This window comes from Microbulbifer mixtoriginis (SeqCode) (assembly GCF_052466765.1).
This window is the reverse complement of record NZ_CP174289.1, coordinates 3,267,305-3,284,315: the sequence shown is the minus strand read 5'-3', so window position 1 is coordinate 3,284,315 and position 17,011 is coordinate 3,267,305. Positions and strand designations below refer to the sequence as shown.

At 47.5% G+C, this 17,011-nt stretch carries 11 protein-coding genes; 5 read left to right on the top strand and 6 right to left on the bottom strand.

Annotated elements, in window-relative coordinates:
- The first annotated feature begins 67 nt into the window (after positions 1–67).
- Positions 68–2,110, top strand: coding sequence for a DNRLRE domain-containing protein (locus ACJJIV_RS14355; RefSeq protein ID WP_444889409.1), 2,043 nt, complete (start codon positions 68–70; stop codon positions 2,108–2,110).
- On the opposite strand, the gene ACJJIV_RS14350 is transcribed toward ACJJIV_RS14355, so the two are convergent.
- Positions 2,021–4,009: an alkyl/aryl-sulfatase gene (locus ACJJIV_RS14350; protein ID WP_444889408.1), complete on the bottom strand. Its 1,989-nt coding sequence runs from the start codon at positions 4,007–4,009 to the stop codon at positions 2,021–2,023. The two genes, ACJJIV_RS14355 and ACJJIV_RS14350, sit on opposite strands and share 90 nt — an antisense overlap.
- Before the next feature lie 533 nt (positions 4,010–4,542).
- Here ACJJIV_RS14350 and katG point away from each other — a divergent pair.
- Entirely contained in the window at positions 4,543–6,813 is a 2,271-nt protein-coding gene (gene katG / locus ACJJIV_RS14345; protein ID WP_444889407.1) for a catalase/peroxidase HPI, read from the top strand.
- Between the two features lie 78 nt (positions 6,814–6,891).
- Here the strand turns inward: katG and ACJJIV_RS14340 are convergent, their stop codons facing one another.
- Together ACJJIV_RS14340 and ACJJIV_RS14335 are read right to left on the bottom strand one after the other, a co-directional pair.
- Positions 6,892–7,329, bottom strand: coding sequence for a rhodanese-like domain-containing protein (locus ACJJIV_RS14340; protein WP_444889406.1), 438 nt, complete (start codon positions 7,327–7,329; stop codon positions 6,892–6,894).
- Positions 7,330–7,623: 294 nt separating this feature from the next.
- Complete coding sequence (locus ACJJIV_RS14335; protein WP_444889405.1) at positions 7,624–9,834, bottom strand: S9 family peptidase; 2,211 nt, start codon at positions 9,832–9,834, stop codon at positions 7,624–7,626.
- Positions 9,835–10,617: 783 nt separating this feature from the next.
- Here ACJJIV_RS14335 and ACJJIV_RS14330 point away from each other — a divergent pair.
- The 3 genes from ACJJIV_RS14330 (at position 10,618) to ACJJIV_RS14320 (ending at position 13,536) form a co-directional block, all read left to right on the top strand.
- A complete protein-coding gene (locus tag ACJJIV_RS14330) occupies positions 10,618–11,277 on the top strand; it encodes a TetR/AcrR family transcriptional regulator (RefSeq protein ID WP_444889404.1) in 660 nt (219 codons plus the stop codon).
- Positions 11,267–12,529, top strand: a complete 1,263-nt coding sequence (locus tag ACJJIV_RS14325) for an NADH:flavin oxidoreductase/NADH oxidase family protein (protein WP_444889403.1) — start codon at positions 11,267–11,269, stop codon at positions 12,527–12,529. The genes ACJJIV_RS14330 and ACJJIV_RS14325 overlap by 11 nt, the downstream gene beginning before the upstream one ends.
- A gap of 575 nt (positions 12,530–13,104) precedes the next feature.
- Positions 13,105–13,536 (top strand): hypothetical protein, encoded by a 432-nt coding sequence (locus ACJJIV_RS14320; RefSeq protein WP_444889402.1) that lies wholly within the window; start codon positions 13,105–13,107, stop codon positions 13,534–13,536.
- A 99-nt stretch (positions 13,537–13,635) separates the two neighbouring features.
- On the opposite strand, the gene fghA is transcribed toward ACJJIV_RS14320, so the two are convergent.
- From fghA to ACJJIV_RS14305, 3 genes are all read right to left on the bottom strand, one after another.
- Entirely contained in the window at positions 13,636–14,499 is an 864-nt protein-coding gene (gene fghA, locus ACJJIV_RS14315; RefSeq protein WP_444889401.1) for an S-formylglutathione hydrolase, read from the bottom strand.
- 12 nt (positions 14,500–14,511) lie between these two features.
- A complete protein-coding gene (locus ACJJIV_RS14310; RefSeq protein WP_444889400.1) occupies positions 14,512–15,645 on the bottom strand; it encodes an S-(hydroxymethyl)glutathione dehydrogenase/class III alcohol dehydrogenase in 1,134 nt (377 codons plus the stop codon).
- Between the two features lie 153 nt (positions 15,646–15,798).
- Positions 15,799–16,845: an AraC family transcriptional regulator gene (locus ACJJIV_RS14305; protein WP_444889399.1), complete on the bottom strand. Its 1,047-nt coding sequence runs from the start codon at positions 16,843–16,845 to the stop codon at positions 15,799–15,801.
- Positions 16,846–17,011 lie beyond the last annotated feature (166 nt).

Here is a 17,011-nt window from a genome sequence, read left to right as displayed (position 1 = left end):
ACCAACCTGCCCCCTCCAGGCGGTGGCCTCTCACAAAAAGTCCCAACTTTGCAGAGGAATTTCCGCAATGAGACGATATATAGGCCCCGCTCTCACTATTTCGACATTGTTGCTGGCAGTCGACGTCAGTGCCGCCACCAAACACTACCGCCTTGCCTGGGATGGCGATGCTTCCAGCAGTGCTGTCATCGGTTTTTCTCCAGATGGCAACAGCAGTAATCCCTATGTCAGCTACGGTTACTCCACCAATGAAAGCAGCTGGAACAGCGCATTTGTCAGCAATAGCGAAACATTCGATAGCGGTATCACCAGCCATTTTGTACGCCTGCAAAATTTGAATGCGGACTCTCCTGTTTATTTTCGTGTATGTGACCAAAATGGCTGTGGTGAGCGATTTTGGTTTAGGACAGCTCCAGCAGAAAACGCGCCTTTTGTAGTAATTGCCGGTGGTGATACCCGCACAGGACATACCACTCGTCGCCAGGGAAATACTCTGCTAGCTAAAATACGCCCTCTCGCAGTGATGCATGGCGGCGACTTCACCAATGCCAATAGCGCCTCAGAAATGCGAGAATTCCTCGACGACTGGGAGTTGACTTACTCCAGCGATACGATTGATGGTTATAGCTACAAGCGAATCTACCCATTGATCCCCACTCACGGCAATCACGAAGATGATAATTACTCGACCCTCTGCGAAGTCTTCGGCGTGGATTTTAATGGCGATGGCGACTGTTCGCCCAGCGACACTTATGGTGCCGTGCAGGTGTCACCTTTACTGCGTATTTACACCTTAAATAGCCAGTTTCAGAATAGTGGATGGTCCTCTTACGCCAGCGCAATGAATAATTGGCTGTCGAGCGATTTATCCAGCTATGGCAGCGCCGCCAGCTGGCGTCTCGCCCAATATCACAAGCCCATGTTCCCCCATTACAGCGGCAAGTCTGACAATCCCACTTTATTTAACTGGTGGGCGCAGCCATTTTACGACTATGCGATGAACCTGGTGGTGGAATCCGATACTCATCTCACCAAAATGACTGAGGCCGTGATACCCAGTGGCAATAACTTTTCTACCACCACCAACGGCGGTACCGTTTACGTGGGGGAAGGGAGTTGGGGCGCTCCAGCGCGTTCCGCTAACGACGCCAAAACCTGGACCATCGACATGGCCAGTATCCAGCAGTTTAAGGTCATCCAGGTGAGTTTAAGTGGACTGGTAGTGCGCACCGCACAGTTCGATAACACTGCAGAAACTCTGACTCGGGAGGCACGTGCCGCCGATCCACTCATCCTGCCAGATAATGTGAATTGGTGGAGCGCCAACCGCCTGGGGGAATCCATGAATTTGATCGCTAATAACGCTGGCCGCAGCGTGATTCAAGAGAGCTCAGATAGTAACGGCAGCTTTTCCCTACCAATAAGCGATGATGTGTTTATCTCCTCCCGTTACGCATCAAGTAATTTTAACCATGACCCCGAAGGACTACTGGCCGATGGGAGTGACCACACCTATGGGACACTCTACACACTGATTAAATTTGATCTAGGCAGTCTTTCCGGCTGCTCCTCTATCAGCTCTGCCACTCTGCAGCTGAATGTCACGAATCGATCAGGTAGCACTTTCGGTATCTACCAGGCCGCCAGTAACTGGAGTGAGGAAAACGCCACCTGGGACTCTGTGGGGGGCTCATCGGTACGTGGCAATCTGGCAGAGAGCTTTGTGCCTTTTTATAAGGGTTTAGAAAGTATCGATCTTCTGTCTTCCGGGCTTCTCAATAGTTGGCTTAGCGGTATGAATACTGGGCTTGTTATTGCCGCGCGCAGTGGTATTAACGGTGTAGACTTCACTTCCAAGGAAAGCGGCATGTCACCGGCACTCAAAGTTGAGGCTACTTGTAACAATTTTGCTCTAAAAGCGAAGCCGGCCGCTTCCACTTATCAGGGACTCATACCGCAACGAGTAACGGGTGATATGAGGCCCGACAAACTGTTGCCCACCTTGCCCGGCATCTCCCAATTAAGGGGTCACCAGGTTGAAGTTCCTATCAAACTTATCGAAGAGTCTGCCAAACTGGATCAAAGCCAAGGGATTGCCGCGCACCTTTAAGCGCCCCTCCTTGATCATGGTGGGAGCACCGACCAAACCACTGAACATCAGTCGCAGGTCGGTGCTACTTAGTGCCAGACTCGCTGAAGGATCTTCACTGTGTCGACCTGGATAACCGTGTAAAACTCCATTTTTAACGACCACTAAGTATTTATTTTTGTTGTCCGTCATCTCAATATTTAAGCGGATATCCGCATCCGCCGCCTTCTCCCCATTTAGACGTACCGCCATAGCATCAAATAAAAGTTGTAGAGGCACCCGCGCAACAATTTCTTCCGGCGGGTGCATCTCCTCACGGAACTCAACTCCGTGGCGTAACTCCCTGGCACCACTTAAATAAAAATTGCGCCAAATTCCAGACTCCGCCTGATACCCCAGCTGTTCGAAAGCATCCGCCAATAAATAACGTGCCTCCTGATTTTTTGGCTCAGCAAAAACCAAGTGCTTTAACACCATCGCCACCCAACGGTAATTTCCCTGGGAAAAATCCTGCCGTGCCCGCTTCATTATTTCTTCTTCCCCCCCCATATACTCTACATAGTGAAGCGCGGCTTCTTCCTGAGGGAGTGGGTGTAGATTGGAAGGGTTCCCATCAAAATATCCTAGATAACGGTTGTACACCGCTTTTGCTCCCACATTGACCGTACCGTAATAACCCCGGTTAGCCCAGGTGTGGGAGAGCGCCTCTGGCAATTGTATTTGTTCGGCGATTTCGATCATGTCGTGGCCATGGTTAGCCAGGCGTAGAGTCTGATCGTGAATATATTTGTAGAGATCTCGTTGCTTTACTAGGTAATCCAGCGCCTCACTATTTCCCCAGGTGGGCCAGTGATGGCTACTGAAAACCACCTGGGTATCTCCACCAAATTTTTCCATGGCTCTCTCTATGTAACGACTCCACGCCAGCGCATCCCGAGTTTTAGCACCGCGAAGCGTATAGATATTATGTAAAGTGTGATTGGCAATCTCACTCATACATAGGGCGTTAAACTGGGGAAAGAAGAAAACCATCTCGGTGGGAGCTTCGGCTCCAGGGGTACTCATAAAGATGATATCTACACCATCTATTTTCATCTCTGCCCCTTCTTCGGGAATCAACTGTGTAGGCGTTGCAATACCGTGCTCTCCATCAGACACGCGATTGCCAAGACCCGAGGACACAAATCCATCTGGGCTGGATGGTAACAGGTCCCCAAATTGGTAGAGCGCCCGCCGCTGCATCACATTGCCCGAGCGTACATTCTCGCTGATTGCCTCCTCGGAAAATCCGTCAGGCGCGATAATTTCCACACTCCCTTCGGCTAGCTGTTGCATCGTGAGAACTCCCGCCACACCGGCAAAATGATCCGCATGGCTGTGGGTAAAAATTACAGCGCTAACAGGCCTATTGCCTAACGTCCTATTAGCCAGAGCCAAGCCAGCAGCAGCTGTCTCCATAGAAGTTAGGGGATCGATAACAATCCATCCCGTTTCCCCTTTGATCAAGGTCATATTGGCTAGGTCTAGTGAGCGAACCTGGTAAATCCCTTCAACAACTTCAAACAACCCATTGTTCAAAGCATTAAGTTGAGCCTGCCGCCAAAGACTCGGATTAACTGTATCCTTTGGCGCCCCATCTAGAAATTGCATCTGAGCCAGTCCATAGACCTCCCTTCCCATAGCGTTTGTAACCTGTGCTCCCGGAATCGTGGCAATAAACCCACGTTTGGCTAGCTGGAAATCCAAGTCATTGGAGAAAGGCAGTTGCTTCTCTACAGACAAGTTATGCGCTTTGGTGACTTTGCTCGCCGGCTTAACTTTGGCATTCAGTTCCTCAGAATGTTTGGTCGCTTTTTGTGAATATTCACCACAAGCCATCAATAAAAGACAAAGCACCCCAAAAATAAAATAAATACGCATACAGAATCTCCTTATAAATCATTGCCATAGGCTTAGCCCTAGAATAAGAAAATAGAATCATGGGCCAGCACACCTGAACGCAACAGCTTATCTCTGCGTATTGAGGTGGTCTTGTTTTAACTCCCCAAAGAAGCTATCGCTCACATATCATAAAAGCCACCAATATTAAAAAATAGTGTTAGGCACCTGTATTTATTTCGTCATTTTCAACAATTAAGTTTTTAAAGAAGCTTAACAACCAAATAGATTACATTTAATCCTTAGAAATTATTCATCAAAGACACAGGTGATTAGTACCTATAAAATCACGATAGATAAATACGGATAACGTCCAATATCGCCCCCAAAAAACCACGCTAGCCAATATTATTTATTTATCATCCGCTGGAAATAAACACTTTCTCAACTGCTTGATCCGACAAAGCTCGCAAAAATTACGTCGCCAATATAGGCTATATACCTCTTTAAATTCGTAAGAAAGACCAAATTAAAAAGCTGTAATCTGCATTCCTTATCGTATGGAGATGATTGCAATGCGATTCTATAGAGCTTCACTAGGTACCGCTCTTTTCATCACACTGTCATTATTGGCGTCAAATACGTATTCTGCTGAGGAGGAGGTAGTGACCGATCCCGTCACCCGCCAGGGCCCAAAGGACTTCCAACCTAAATCTAACCAATTCTGGTGGCCCAACCAGCTGGATCTGCGCCCCTTGCGGCAACACTCCCCAAAGTCTAACCCCATGGGAGGAAACTTTAATTATGCCGAGGCTTTTAAAACACTGGATCTCAAAGCAGTAAAGAGTGACATTGAAACGCTGTTAAAAACTTCCCAGGAGTGGTGGCCTGCGGATTATGGGCACTATGGCCCCTTTATGATCCGAATGGCCTGGCACAGCGCAGGTACATACCGGGTTAACGACGGACGTGGAGGCGCAGGGGGGGGGCAGCAGCGATTCGACCCTCTGAATAGCTGGCCAGATAATGCCAATCTAGATAAAGCACGGCGCCTGCTGTGGCCTATCAAGCAGAAATACGGCGCCAATCTATCCTGGGCTGACCTAATGGTACTCACTGGCAACGTTGCTCTTGAATCCATGGGATTTGAGACCTACGGCTTTGCCGGTGGCCGTATAGACGACTGGGAGCCAGATCTGGTTTATTGGGGCCCGGAAACAAAGATGCTGGCCGATGAGCGCTACACCAGTAATCGCCAGTTAGAAAGACCACTGGCGGCCGTTCAGATGGGATTGATTTATGTAAACCCAGAGGGTCCCAACGGCAATCCTGATCCCAAGGCTGCGGCTATCGACATCCGTGAAACCTTCGCCCGCATGGCCATGAACGATGAAGAAACGGTTGCTCTGATAGCTGGTGGCCATACTTTTGGCAAGGCTCATGGCGCGGTAAAAGCTGATTGCTTAGGCCCAGAACCGGCAGCAGCCCCAATTGAGCAACAGGGACTAGGCTGGAAAAACAAGTGTGGTAAGGGTAATGCCGATGACACAATGACCTCTGGGCTTGAAGGGGCTTGGTCGGCCCTTCCTATTAACTGGAGCCAACAATACCTGGATAATTTATTCAAGTTTAACTGGGTAAAAACCAAGAGCCCCGCTGGTGCAGTACAGTGGATCCCCGATGATCAAGCTGCGGCCAACTTGGTGCCAGACGCCTTTGATAAAAACAAGCGGCATGCACCAATCATGTTTACCACCGATTTATCTTTAAAGTTTGATCCCAGTTACCGGGAAATTGCCAAGCGCTTTCAGGAAAATCCTGAGGAATTTAAACACGCTTTCGCCAAGGCATGGTTCAAGTTGACTCACCGCGATATGGGCCCTCAAGCGCGTTATCTGGGTGTGGAAGTTCCCAAAGAGGATCTGATCTGGCAAGACCCAGTACCAAAAGTTGATCACCCTCTAATAGATGACAATGATGTCGGCCAACTTAAAACGAAAATCCTCTCCTCAGGCCTTACCGTGCCTGAGCTAGTAAGAACGGCCTGGGGCTCTGCTTCGACTTTTCGCGGCTCAGATATGCGTGGAGGAGCAAATGGCGCACGTATACGGCTGAATCCCCAGAAACAATGGCCAGTCAATGACCCAGAGGAACTTGCCAAGGTTCTAGCACAGCTAGAAAAAATTCAGCAAGAGTTTAACAGTGCCCAATCTGGGGGTAAGAAAGTCTCTCTCGCCGACCTTATTGTTCTCGGTGGCACTGCTGCTGTTGAGAAAGCAGCTGCGGATGGGGGGCAAAAGATCAGCGTTTCTTTCAAGCCCGGTCGTACCGATGCAAGCCAGCAACAGACTGATGTTAATTCCATCGCAATGCTGGAACCCACAGCCGACGGCTTTCGCAATTATTTCAGTAGTAATAATAGCCGTACACCCACCGAGATGCTGGTGGACCGCGCCAGTCTGTTGACCCTCACTGTACCAGAAATGACGGTTTTGATTGGCGGTATGCGCGCGCTGAACGCCAATACTGATGGATCGAAAAACGGCGTCTTTACCGATAAACCAGGAACACTCACTAACGACTTTTTTGTCAACTTACTAGACATGTCCACAGTATGGAAAAAATCCGATAAAGCAGAGGGGGTTTATGAGGGTAGCGACCGCAAAACCGGTAAGGTGAGGTGGACGGCAACCCCTGTGGATCTAATCTTTGGCTCCAACTCTGAGCTCAGAGCAGTCGCTGAGGTCTATGCCTTTAATAACTCTCAGCAGAAATTCGTGCAGGATTTTTCTAAGGCCTGGACTAAGGTAATGAATCTGGATCGTTTTGACACTGCTAGTCAGTAAATGGTTCTTACGATAATTACTTCAAGGTAAACCAGCATATCAGCCGGTTTACCTTGTCTCTTTTACCCACATCAAACTTTAATCCAAGTTTGCAAAAATTATTTCTCCTTCAATAAATTTCAACTGGTGCGATGATATAACTCTGACATCCTTATAGCCGACTGCAAATAATTTATTTGCCAATCTTTTTGCCCGTGTGCCACTTTTGCAGTAAACCAATACCATCTCGTCAAGACCTATTGTTAAATGCTCTCTCACTTCATCGAAATCACCTAGAGGGACATTAATTGCACCGTTTACATGTCCAGCCTCAAACTCCCCCACTGTTCGCGCATCAACTAGAGTCAATAGGGATTGGTCCTGCATATAAGCAGATAGTAGTTCTGCTTCAACTCCCACCATTTCGCGACTTACTTCCTGTGACGGCATCTCTTTTTCAGTTCCAACACCAGCACATCCAAAAAAACTTATCAATGCAGCTAATACAATAAATCTACCACCAATTCTATTCAACATAATTCACCCTAACCCAATATATTCCTGAACAGATCTACCAAAAATTACTTAGTAGATTATTTGCACTCTCAATTTCCTCAAACAACATAACCCATGAGAAAGAAAGTAAACAAAAAATATCAATCACCAAAAATGATTGAACACCATATGAGACAAATAGAGATGTTCTTGGGATGATTGGAGACTTGGTACAAAAAATGTAGAAGAGATAAGAATGATATCAGTACTTCACTGATCAAACCCCAAGCTTTATTTACCTGGGGACCTGATATACAGAAAATAATATAACTAAAATTATCTGTCTTTACGTAAATGTCGATCAAAGAAATCTCTGATCATTGTGTACTGGTGAATCCGAGTTTGTTTACCGCGCAAACTATGCTTCTTGCCAGGGTAGGTCATCAATTCAAACTGCTGGCCATTATCCTGCAGCTGTTTGATCAGTCGGGTGGTGTTAGTAAACAAGACATTATCATCCGCCATACCGTGATAAATCAACAGGGAGCCCTTAAGTCCCTCAGTGTACGGAAAAACTGATGAAGCCTGATAGGCATCCGCATCGGTCTCGGGGTTCCCCATATAACGCTCAGTATAATGGGTATCATAAAGGGACCAATCGGTAACAGGAGCACCGGATACACCCGCCTTAAAATAGTCACCCGCTTTAAACATACTCATAAGAGCCATATAGCCCCCATAACTGTGCCCAAAGATACCAATATTCTCACTATCGACAAAAGGTAGTGTGCGCAAGAATTTCACCCCAGTAACCTGATCTTCAACTTCAGGGCTACCCATATTTTTAAAAATGGGGTTCTCAAAAGTCGTTCCGCGATTAGCAGAACCTCGATTATCCAGAGAAAAAACGACATACCCTTGCTGGGCCATAAACTGGTTAAAGGCTTTATCCCAGCTATTGGTAACTACCTGAACATGGGGTCCACCATAGACATAAACCATAACCGGGTAACGCTTTGATGCATCAAAATTAGCTGGCTTATAAAGTCGATAATTAAGCTGATGCCCCAGAGGGGATTCAATGGTACCGAACTCAGGAGTAATCCAATCAGCTTTGTAAGGGTGTAAAGGGTGCCCATTAATAACCGCATTTTCTTCCAGCCAGGTCGTTAGTTCGCCACTGGCATTATGCAAGCTTACTTGAGGCGGGGTATTTACACTGGAAAATTTATCGATATAACCCGAGGCATCTTGGGAAAACTCGATATCATGCATTCCCTTCTTGCTAGAGATACGTTGTATCTTTCCATCCCCATTGAATGGCGCTCGATACAAATGTCGCTCTATCACAGTATCTTTACGCCCGGTGAAATACACCAAGCCCTGATTCTCATCAATCGCTTCAACTTCATCCACTACCCAGTCACCCTGTGTGATCTGGTTCAACAATTTACCACTTAGATCATAGAGATAGAGATGTTTAAAACCATCTCTCTCTGAAGACCAGATAAATTGATCTTTATTCTCCAAGAAGTGAAGATCATCACTCAAATTTACCCAGGTATCACTGGACTCAATCAACAGGGTATTACCAGTGTTCGTCTTCAGATCAAAAGCATGCAACTGCAAGTTCTGTTGATTGCGGGACTGCCATTGATAAGTCAGTAGGTTATCGCGCGCCCACTGCACGCGAGGAATATAAATATCCTGCTCATTACCAAGGTTTACCCAGCGGGATTTACCGGTTTCTACATTCAGAATGCCCAGCTGAATTTTTACATTCGCTCTCCCTGCAGCGGGATAGCGTTGCTGAATCAGGTCAATGCGATCAGCATAGATTTCACTGCGAGTCACCTTATCCACCGGAGACTCATCCACCTGCAGAAAGGCGATATGACGGTCATCTGGTGACCACCAGTATCCGCTCATACGCCCCATCTCTTCCTGAGCAACAAATTCGGCCATACCATTTTTAATAGGCCCGTGGCCATCACTGGTTAATGCACGCTCTTTACCATTCTTTAGGTCAACAACAAAAATATCCTGGTCGCGAATAAAAGAAACATAACGCCCTTTAGGGGAAACCCGCACATCGGTTTCGAAAGTTTCAGTTTCAGTTAAGCGCCGCGCGGATTTACTATCCAGGCCGTAGTAATAAACATCTCCAGCTAACGGAAATAACAGGGACTTACCATCTTCCGACCAGCTGTATTCCATAATGCCACTGCCATAAATTCGCTGGCGCTCGCGTCGGGCTTTTTCTTCATCGGACAATTCCTCATGACCACTGTGCAGGCTATCGGAATTCACCAGGATACGGGACTCTTTATCGGCAATGTTATATTCCCACAAATCGTAACGGTTATAGTCTTCATCGCGCCCCTTCAGAAAAGTTACCCGACTACCATCGGGAGAGTACTCAAGGGCACGGGGCGCTGTGCCTCCAAGGGCCGGGTCGGAGAATATTCGCTCAATAGTCAACGTATCCGCGGAACAGAGTCCCGCAAAGGTTGTACAGCTAAGTAGGGCAAGCAGTTTTCTTTTCATAGAAGGGCTCTTTGTTTTAGTGTTTTATGCTATAGGCGCAAATCTGCGTTAAGAAAGGCGTTAAACCACTTTCTCTGCAAGCAACAAAGTCCTTGAATTCTACAATGTAATCTTCAGATAACGGAGGGCATCAAGCTCTCTTTCTGAATTTAACAGAGTGACAATCAAACCTTCTGCAATTGTCTTACTTTACCGTCATTTACTCTGCATCATCGATATTCGCAGTGCCTGAAGACAATCTTGGGGCTGGCTTTTGGCGAAACAAAATCAGTAAGAAGAACCAATTTACTTCTTCTATTAAAACAGTTCTCACCTCCTTCCATAACAATTTGCCCCCAAAGATATCCAGGTTGCGGCTCTTCCCTGTTACCACCGCGAACTCAATCACAATTGATCCATTTACTTATCTAACTCTGAGGGAGACTCTATAGTCGGAGCAGGCAAGTTGATAGAGGAACCATCTCAGTATGCGGCGATGAAAAGAGTAGCGCCCCCCCTAGCAAACTAGGTAATTTAAACCAAAAATAACCAATTAAAGAGTGCAAAAAGCCTTATATTGATTCAAAATCCCTGATTAAATTTTATTTTGAAAGAGTATTTTCGATTTCAGTAAACTATTGTGTGTGGCCAATGATTAATAGGTCGTCGGGGCCAATCTCCCCATATAAGTAACCTTTCCTGATCCCTAGCCTAGAAAATACCAAAACAAAACTCTCCCTCTTGCATTCCAGGACGATCGGTCATATATTGACCATTAGTTAATAGACGACCGGTCTAATATTCATGGCTCGACCACGTAAAAGCCAAAACACCAAAGAAGCATTGTTAGAAGCAGGCACCGCGATGCTGACCAGCCAGGGATATCACGGCACTGGTATCAAGCAGGTGCTGGATGCAGTAGGTGTACCCAAAGGTTCGTTCTACAACTACTTCCCCAGTAAAGAGGCCTTCGTAGCCAGCATTATTCACCGCTACGGCCAGCAGATTGATGCGGAACTAGCGCAGACGATAATAAACCTGGATCAGGCACCTGGCTTGATCCAGCTCTGGTGCTGCTTTCATAACCGTGTTCAAAACAAAGTAAAAGTTGGTCAGTCTTGTGCCTGTCTACTCGGCGCGATGTCGGCCGAGGTAGCCCAGGCCAGTCCTCTTTGCCGTGAAGCCATTGGGTCTGTAGAGCACAGGTGGCTGGAAAATCTTCAGTCGATATTACATTTGGCACAGGATCAAGGAGATCTACGCAGTGACGTCCCCGCCGATAACCTTGCGACACTGTGTTATAGCGTTTGGCAGGGCAGTATTCTGCAATACCAGGTATCCGGTGATCCCAATGATTTACTCAGACAGCTACGGACGTTTTTTAGCACCTTGGTGACGCAACAAGGGGCACAAACACTGGCCAGTATTAAAACTTACAGTCAGGACATTCATTTTGAAAAATAGTATCAACGCCTTAAAAAACACCGATCGAGCTACACCTCTCGCTCGTCCACTGAGTATTCTGCCGGGAACCAGTGTGAAAAACCGCTTGTTTAAATCTGCTATGAGTGAGCAATTAGCGGATCCCAATCATGCCCCCACCGAGGAGCTGATTCACTTATATCGCACATGGTCAGAAGGAGGCACAGGTTTACTGGTCACCGGCAACGTCATGGTTGATCGAACAGCTCTGGGTGAGCCGCGGAATGTGGTATTAGACGAGAAGTCGGACCTTTCCCTGTTCCGGAAATGGGCCCAAGCTGGGCGCCAAAACGGTACACAAATCTGGATGCAATTAAATCATCCAGGCAAGCAAACACCCAATTTTTTAAGTACCGAACCCGTCGCACCTTCTGCAATTCCATTGGCTAATGGCTTAGAGAAGACCTTCAACCGCCCGAGAGAACTCACTGAAAATGAAATAGTAATTATCATTAAAAAATTTGCCTGGGCCGCAGCACAGGCGAAAGAATTTGGATTTACTGGGATTCAGATACATGCTGCTCATGGTTATCTGATCAATCAGTTTCTATCCCCTCACCACAATCGGCGAAATGATCAGTGGGGAGGTACCTTAGAAAATCGCTTACGATTTTTACGCGAGGTGTATAGCGCTATTCGCGAAGCCGTTGGTGAAGATTTTCCGGTAGGCGTAAAACTCAATTCAGCAGATTTTCAAAAAGGTGGGTTCAGTGAAGAGGAATCCATGCAGGTTCTGAAAGCCCTGCAGGATGAAGGTATTAACTTAATTGAAATCTCCGGCGGCAATTATGAAAACCCAAGTATGGTTGGTGCCAATGTGAAAGAAAGCACTATCAAGCGAGAGGCCTATTTTATCGAATATGCAGAAAATGCACGTGCACAGTTGCAAATTCCTGTCGTAGTCACCGGTGGCTTCCGTTCCGCAGCTGCCATGGAGGCCGCCCTTGTATCAAATGCCGTGGATATGATCGGCCTAGCCCGCCCATTAGCGGTTGACCCACGGCTATCGCACAAACTGTTATCGGATGGCAACCATAAGATAACATTGAAAAAGCTCACCACAGGTATTCCCAGACTGGATTTTATGGCTATGCTGGATGTCACTTGGTACGAACAACAGCTGGCCCTTATTGGCAAAGGAAAGCCAACGAAACCAAATATGAGTGCTTGGACCTCAGTATTAAAAACGCTGACTGCTGTCGGATTGCTTTCTTTTCAGAGGCGACGAGCCTGATAAAACTTTATTGCGCCTAGGAAAACTATAGTTCCTTACCGTAAATCACAGCAGATAAGTGAGACAATACAAGGACGTACCGCCGCCGGCCAAAACCAGGGTGAGTTCGTGGAAAACAAGTATTTTTAAAAGCCTGTAACAAAATTTTGTTGTCAGATTATAACTTTTCTGCAGGTCTTTGTGACTGAGGACAATTTCCTAGCGCGTCAGAAAAACAGGTCTCTCCAGCTGCCCAGGAGACACTGTGCACCCTAAAATAAAACCCGAAAATTTACTCTCTATTTCTCCTCTATAAATCATCATAGAACTATAAAATCACTTTATTTTTTAGGCCCTTTTCCCATTATCAAGCCATAGATTATAGTAAAAATAATCTGGGTAGACCTCTACGCATATATAAAAACACAGATTTCAAGAGTAACTTATTTAGGTAAGAAGAAAATATCCGGTAAAGGCCCCTAAGAAAGAAACACCTTGTTGAATTGATTGACCTTAACAATTGTTTACTCTGCTTAACCGACGTTAGTACAGGGCAAAGGTCATACTGGAAACGAATGACTCACAGGATAACAACAATGAAGGCTAACCTCCTCTCTACTATGGGAGCTTCCCTGCTCATCTTCGGCTGTAGCTCCGCGCCTAAGGTTCCCACTAACGAATCTCTTGTTGCTGATATCACTGAACTAGGACACAAACGCTTTGTATATAAGGCAAGCCTGGGGGCAGCGCCCCATGACGATGGAAGCCACAGCAGTAAACATAACGGTGGCCCCGGAATGGGCGGTAAGGGTAAGCCAGCAAGGGGCAAGCCCAGCTCTGGTAAACCTGGCCACAGTCAATCAAACTCAGGCGATATTAAGAAAATAGCAATGGCGAGGGTGGAACTCCTCATAAATGAAAATGGATTCTGTTCTAGCGGCTGGTTCCTGATTGAACAGACTTTCGAGAAAGGCCGGGCAGAGATTCACGGTGAATGTCGTGCAGTTGCCGCTCAGTCAGATAGGTGAAAGACACCCAGGTAAGCTCGATAAAAAGCTCATGTATTACAACCGGGCAATTATAAAGTGCCCGGTTGCAGCGCAGCTCTAAACGATATGACAGCAGCTTTAGGCAGGAATTTTATCGTTACTCAAGAGGTAATCCGCATGGAAACGCAGGTGCTCCTCAATAAATGAGGCGATAAAAAAGTAGCTATGATCATATCCAGCATGGTGCTCCAGTCGCAGAGGATAACTACAAGCTTCGGCGGCCATTTGCAGGGCCTCCGGTCGTAACTGTTGCTCAAGGAATTGATCTTCATCGCCCTGGGAGACCAGTATCGGGAGGTGCGTTGTCGCTCGCCCCACAAGAACACTCGCATCGTAACCTTCCCAGCAGGTTGTATCCGCGCCCAGATATGCACCAAACGCTTTCTCTCCCCAGGGGCAAGCGATCGGATTACAGATCGGACTAAATGCTGAAACTGAGGTATATCGCTCAGGGTTACGCAAGCCAATAACCAGGGCGCCATGACCTCCCATGGAATGACCACTGATAGCGCGCTTCTTACTTACCGGAAAATGCCCTTCAATTAGCGCCGGTAATTCAGCCGCTATGTAGTCATACATGCGGTAGTGCTGCTTCCAGGGTTCTTGAGTGGCATTCACATAGAACCCTGCTCCCTGGCCAAGGTCGTAGGTGGGGTCATCGGCAACATCCTCTCCGCGAGGGCTGGTATCTGGTATGACCAACACAATACCCAGCTCTGCAGCCATACGCTGGGCGCCCGCTTTCTGGCTAAAATTAACATCGGTGCAAGTCAGACCCGATAACCAATAAAGCACCGGATAACGATGCCCTTCTTCGCTGTCTGTACCCTGAGGCAAAAAAATAGAAAACTGCATAGTGCAATTCAACACAGCGGAGCGGTGCCGGTATTCTTGTTGCAACCCATCAAACAATCTGGTGCTACTGACAAGCTCAATTGACATAAGTTATCCCACTCAAACGTTTTCGTAATGAATGACACTGCGAATACTCTTGCCTTTGTGCATCAAATCAAAGGCCTCATTAATATTATCCAAGGGCATCTTGTGGGTAATAAAGTCATCCAACTTAAATTCCCCGGCCAGATAACGCTCGACATAATCCGGAAGTTCAGAGCGACCTTTCACTCCGCCAAATGCAGTGCCGCGCCACACCCTACCAGTAACCAACTGGAAGGGGCGCGTGCTGATTTCCTGACCCGCACCGGCAACGCCAATAATTACAGACTCGCCCCAACCTTTGTGGCAACACTCCAGCGCAGACCGCATAGTATTTACATTACCAATACATTCGAAGGAGTAGTCCACTCCACCATCGGTAAGATCGACAATGACCTCTTGGATGGGTTGTTCATAATTTTTGGGGTTAATACACTCTGTCGCGCCGAGTTTTTTTGCCAGGGCAAATTTATCTTCATTGATATCAATGCCAATAATACGCTCAGCACCCGCCATCTTGGCCCCGATAATTGCTGATAGGCCAATTCCACCCAAACCAAAGATTGCCACGGTTGAACCCGCTTCTACCTTAGCGGTATTCATCACCGCTCCCATCCCCGTAGTGACACCACAACCAAGAAGACAAACTTCCTCAAGCGGCGCCTCGGGATTAATCTTCGCCAGGGAGATTTCCGGTAATACCGTATACTCAGAAAAAGTGGAGGTGCCCATATAGTGATAGATGGGCTTTCCATTTATCGAAAAACGCGTGGTGCCATCCGGCATCAAACCTTTACCTTGGGTTGCTCGAATTTTTTGGCAGAGGTTCGTTTTGCCAGACAAACAAAACTTACATTCGCCACACTCGGGGGTATAGAGCGGGATAACATGATCCCCAACCGTTAAGCCGGTAACTCCTTCACCCACCGACTCCACAACACCCGCTCCCTCATGGCCAAGGATCGCAGGGAAGACACCCTCAGGATCCTCCCCCGAAAGTGTGAAAGCATCGGTATGGCAGACCCCGGTAGCCGTCAGCTTAATACGTACCTCGCCTTTTTGCGGCGGCATCACCTCAACTTCCTCGATAGAAAGCGGCTCGCCCGCTTTCCAGGCCACAGCGGCTTTACAGCGAATCGTCTCTGCACCCATGGTGTTATTCCTTACTGGTCGTTGTTTCAATCAACAGGTGCCCAGCATAGCCTGCCAGTATTTATGAGGCAAAAAGGGAATGACAAAATAGGATACTGAAATGAGGCGGGACACTGCCGGGTAAATACCCTTTGAAAAACCTAGAAGTAAAAATCAATGTTGTAGCTTGCGCCACTGTAAGGGGGAATTGCCATGCACAGTGCGAAAAGCTTTGGAGAAGGCACTGGTATCGGTATAACCAAGGCTCGCCGACAGTAGAGCAATATCAATATTTGAGGACCGTAAATGCCATCGAGCCGTTTCCATGCGCGCTTCTTGTAAAAGCTGCTTGAAAGAGGTGCCGGCAGCACGTAAATGGCGCTGCAAAGTGCGAACAGGAGTATCCACCAGCTGGGCAACCTGTGCCAGATTATGCTGTTGGGCCCCCAGTGTCTGCAAGATCAGCGTCCGCACTTGACTCGCTATATCCCCCCTTTGCCCCTGAATGAGCAACTGGGTAAATTCCTCAAAATATTGCACCAATCCCTCACTAGCCGCATTCAAAGGCCTTTCTAACACTTCAGCATCAAACACGAGACAATCATATTCCTGGGCAAAAAATACCTCAGCTTCAAAGTACTCACGGTAACGCTGGAGTGGAGAAACCGGTACATGGCAAAAATGCACTTGGCGAGGGCGAATATCCACTCCAGCCAACTCCCTAAATAGCCTGCAGGCGGCGCCCAAGGCCAGCTCGCTGTACTGCTCAGCAACTCCAAGCCCTTCATAATGGCTAATGCGATAAGCGTAGAGTCTGCTATCGCGCTCAGTTATTCGCCAGTGATCAGCTTGGTTGTGTAATACCATGTAGCGGTGGCTGGCACTCAACGCGGCATCCAGGTCTTTCTCTTTGAGCACCAACTTACCCAACACTCCAAGCATACGCAGGCCCTGCTGCTCCGCCAGCCGCAAGCCAAAGTCATTGCATTGCAGCTCACGCACACACAGGTTTAACAAGTCGATCAGAGTAGAGATTGGAATCAAGATATCCGGGCGACGCATACAATCCGCGGGTAGGCCAACCTCAGCGAGCAAATCCGAAGGTATTCCGCCCAACTGGGGAACCAGAGTGTTGAAACCCGCGAGGGTGCCGCTGCGAATTTCATAGGTGGGGCTCATCAATCCATCTCCACTGCCTGTCACAGCTACAACCACAGCCATAGCCAGGCGCACCAGCTAGCATTGGGATCTACGGCCAATGCCAGGCGGTTAAAGTCTAGGGAAGTATCTCAGGGATGATAACAGGGCAAATTTATTCCAGTAATCTTTCACAAGACTGAAATGTGACAGGAAACACCCCTTCCCTTCGTAAACTAGTCCTATATCC

What these genes read in the sequence shown, in the direction of transcription:
- ACJJIV_RS14305 (WP_444889399.1), bottom strand. Translation starts at nt 16,845, where the DNA reads ATGGCTGTGGTTGTAGCTGTGACAGGCAGTGGAGATGGATTGATGAGC.
- ACJJIV_RS14320 (WP_444889402.1), top strand. Translation starts at nt 13,105, where the DNA reads ATGAAGGCTAACCTCCTCTCTACTATGGGAGCTTCCCTGCTCATCTTC.
- ACJJIV_RS14335 (WP_444889405.1), bottom strand. Translation starts at nt 9,834, where the DNA reads ATGAAAAGAAAACTGCTTGCCCTACTTAGCTGTACAACCTTTGCGGGA.
- fghA (WP_444889401.1), bottom strand. Translation starts at nt 14,499, where the DNA reads ATGTCAATTGAGCTTGTCAGTAGCACCAGATTGTTTGATGGGTTGCAA.
- katG (WP_444889407.1), top strand. Translation starts at nt 4,543, where the DNA reads ATGCGATTCTATAGAGCTTCACTAGGTACCGCTCTTTTCATCACACTG.
- ACJJIV_RS14340 (WP_444889406.1), bottom strand. Translation starts at nt 7,329, where the DNA reads ATGTTGAATAGAATTGGTGGTAGATTTATTGTATTAGCTGCATTGATA.
- ACJJIV_RS14310 (WP_444889400.1), bottom strand. Translation starts at nt 15,645, where the DNA reads ATGGGTGCAGAGACGATTCGCTGTAAAGCCGCTGTGGCCTGGAAAGCG.
- ACJJIV_RS14330 (WP_444889404.1), top strand. Translation starts at nt 10,618, where the DNA reads ATGGCTCGACCACGTAAAAGCCAAAACACCAAAGAAGCATTGTTAGAA.
- ACJJIV_RS14350 (WP_444889408.1), bottom strand. Translation starts at nt 4,009, where the DNA reads ATGCGTATTTATTTTATTTTTGGGGTGCTTTGTCTTTTATTGATGGCT.
- ACJJIV_RS14355 (WP_444889409.1), top strand. Translation starts at nt 68, where the DNA reads ATGAGACGATATATAGGCCCCGCTCTCACTATTTCGACATTGTTGCTG.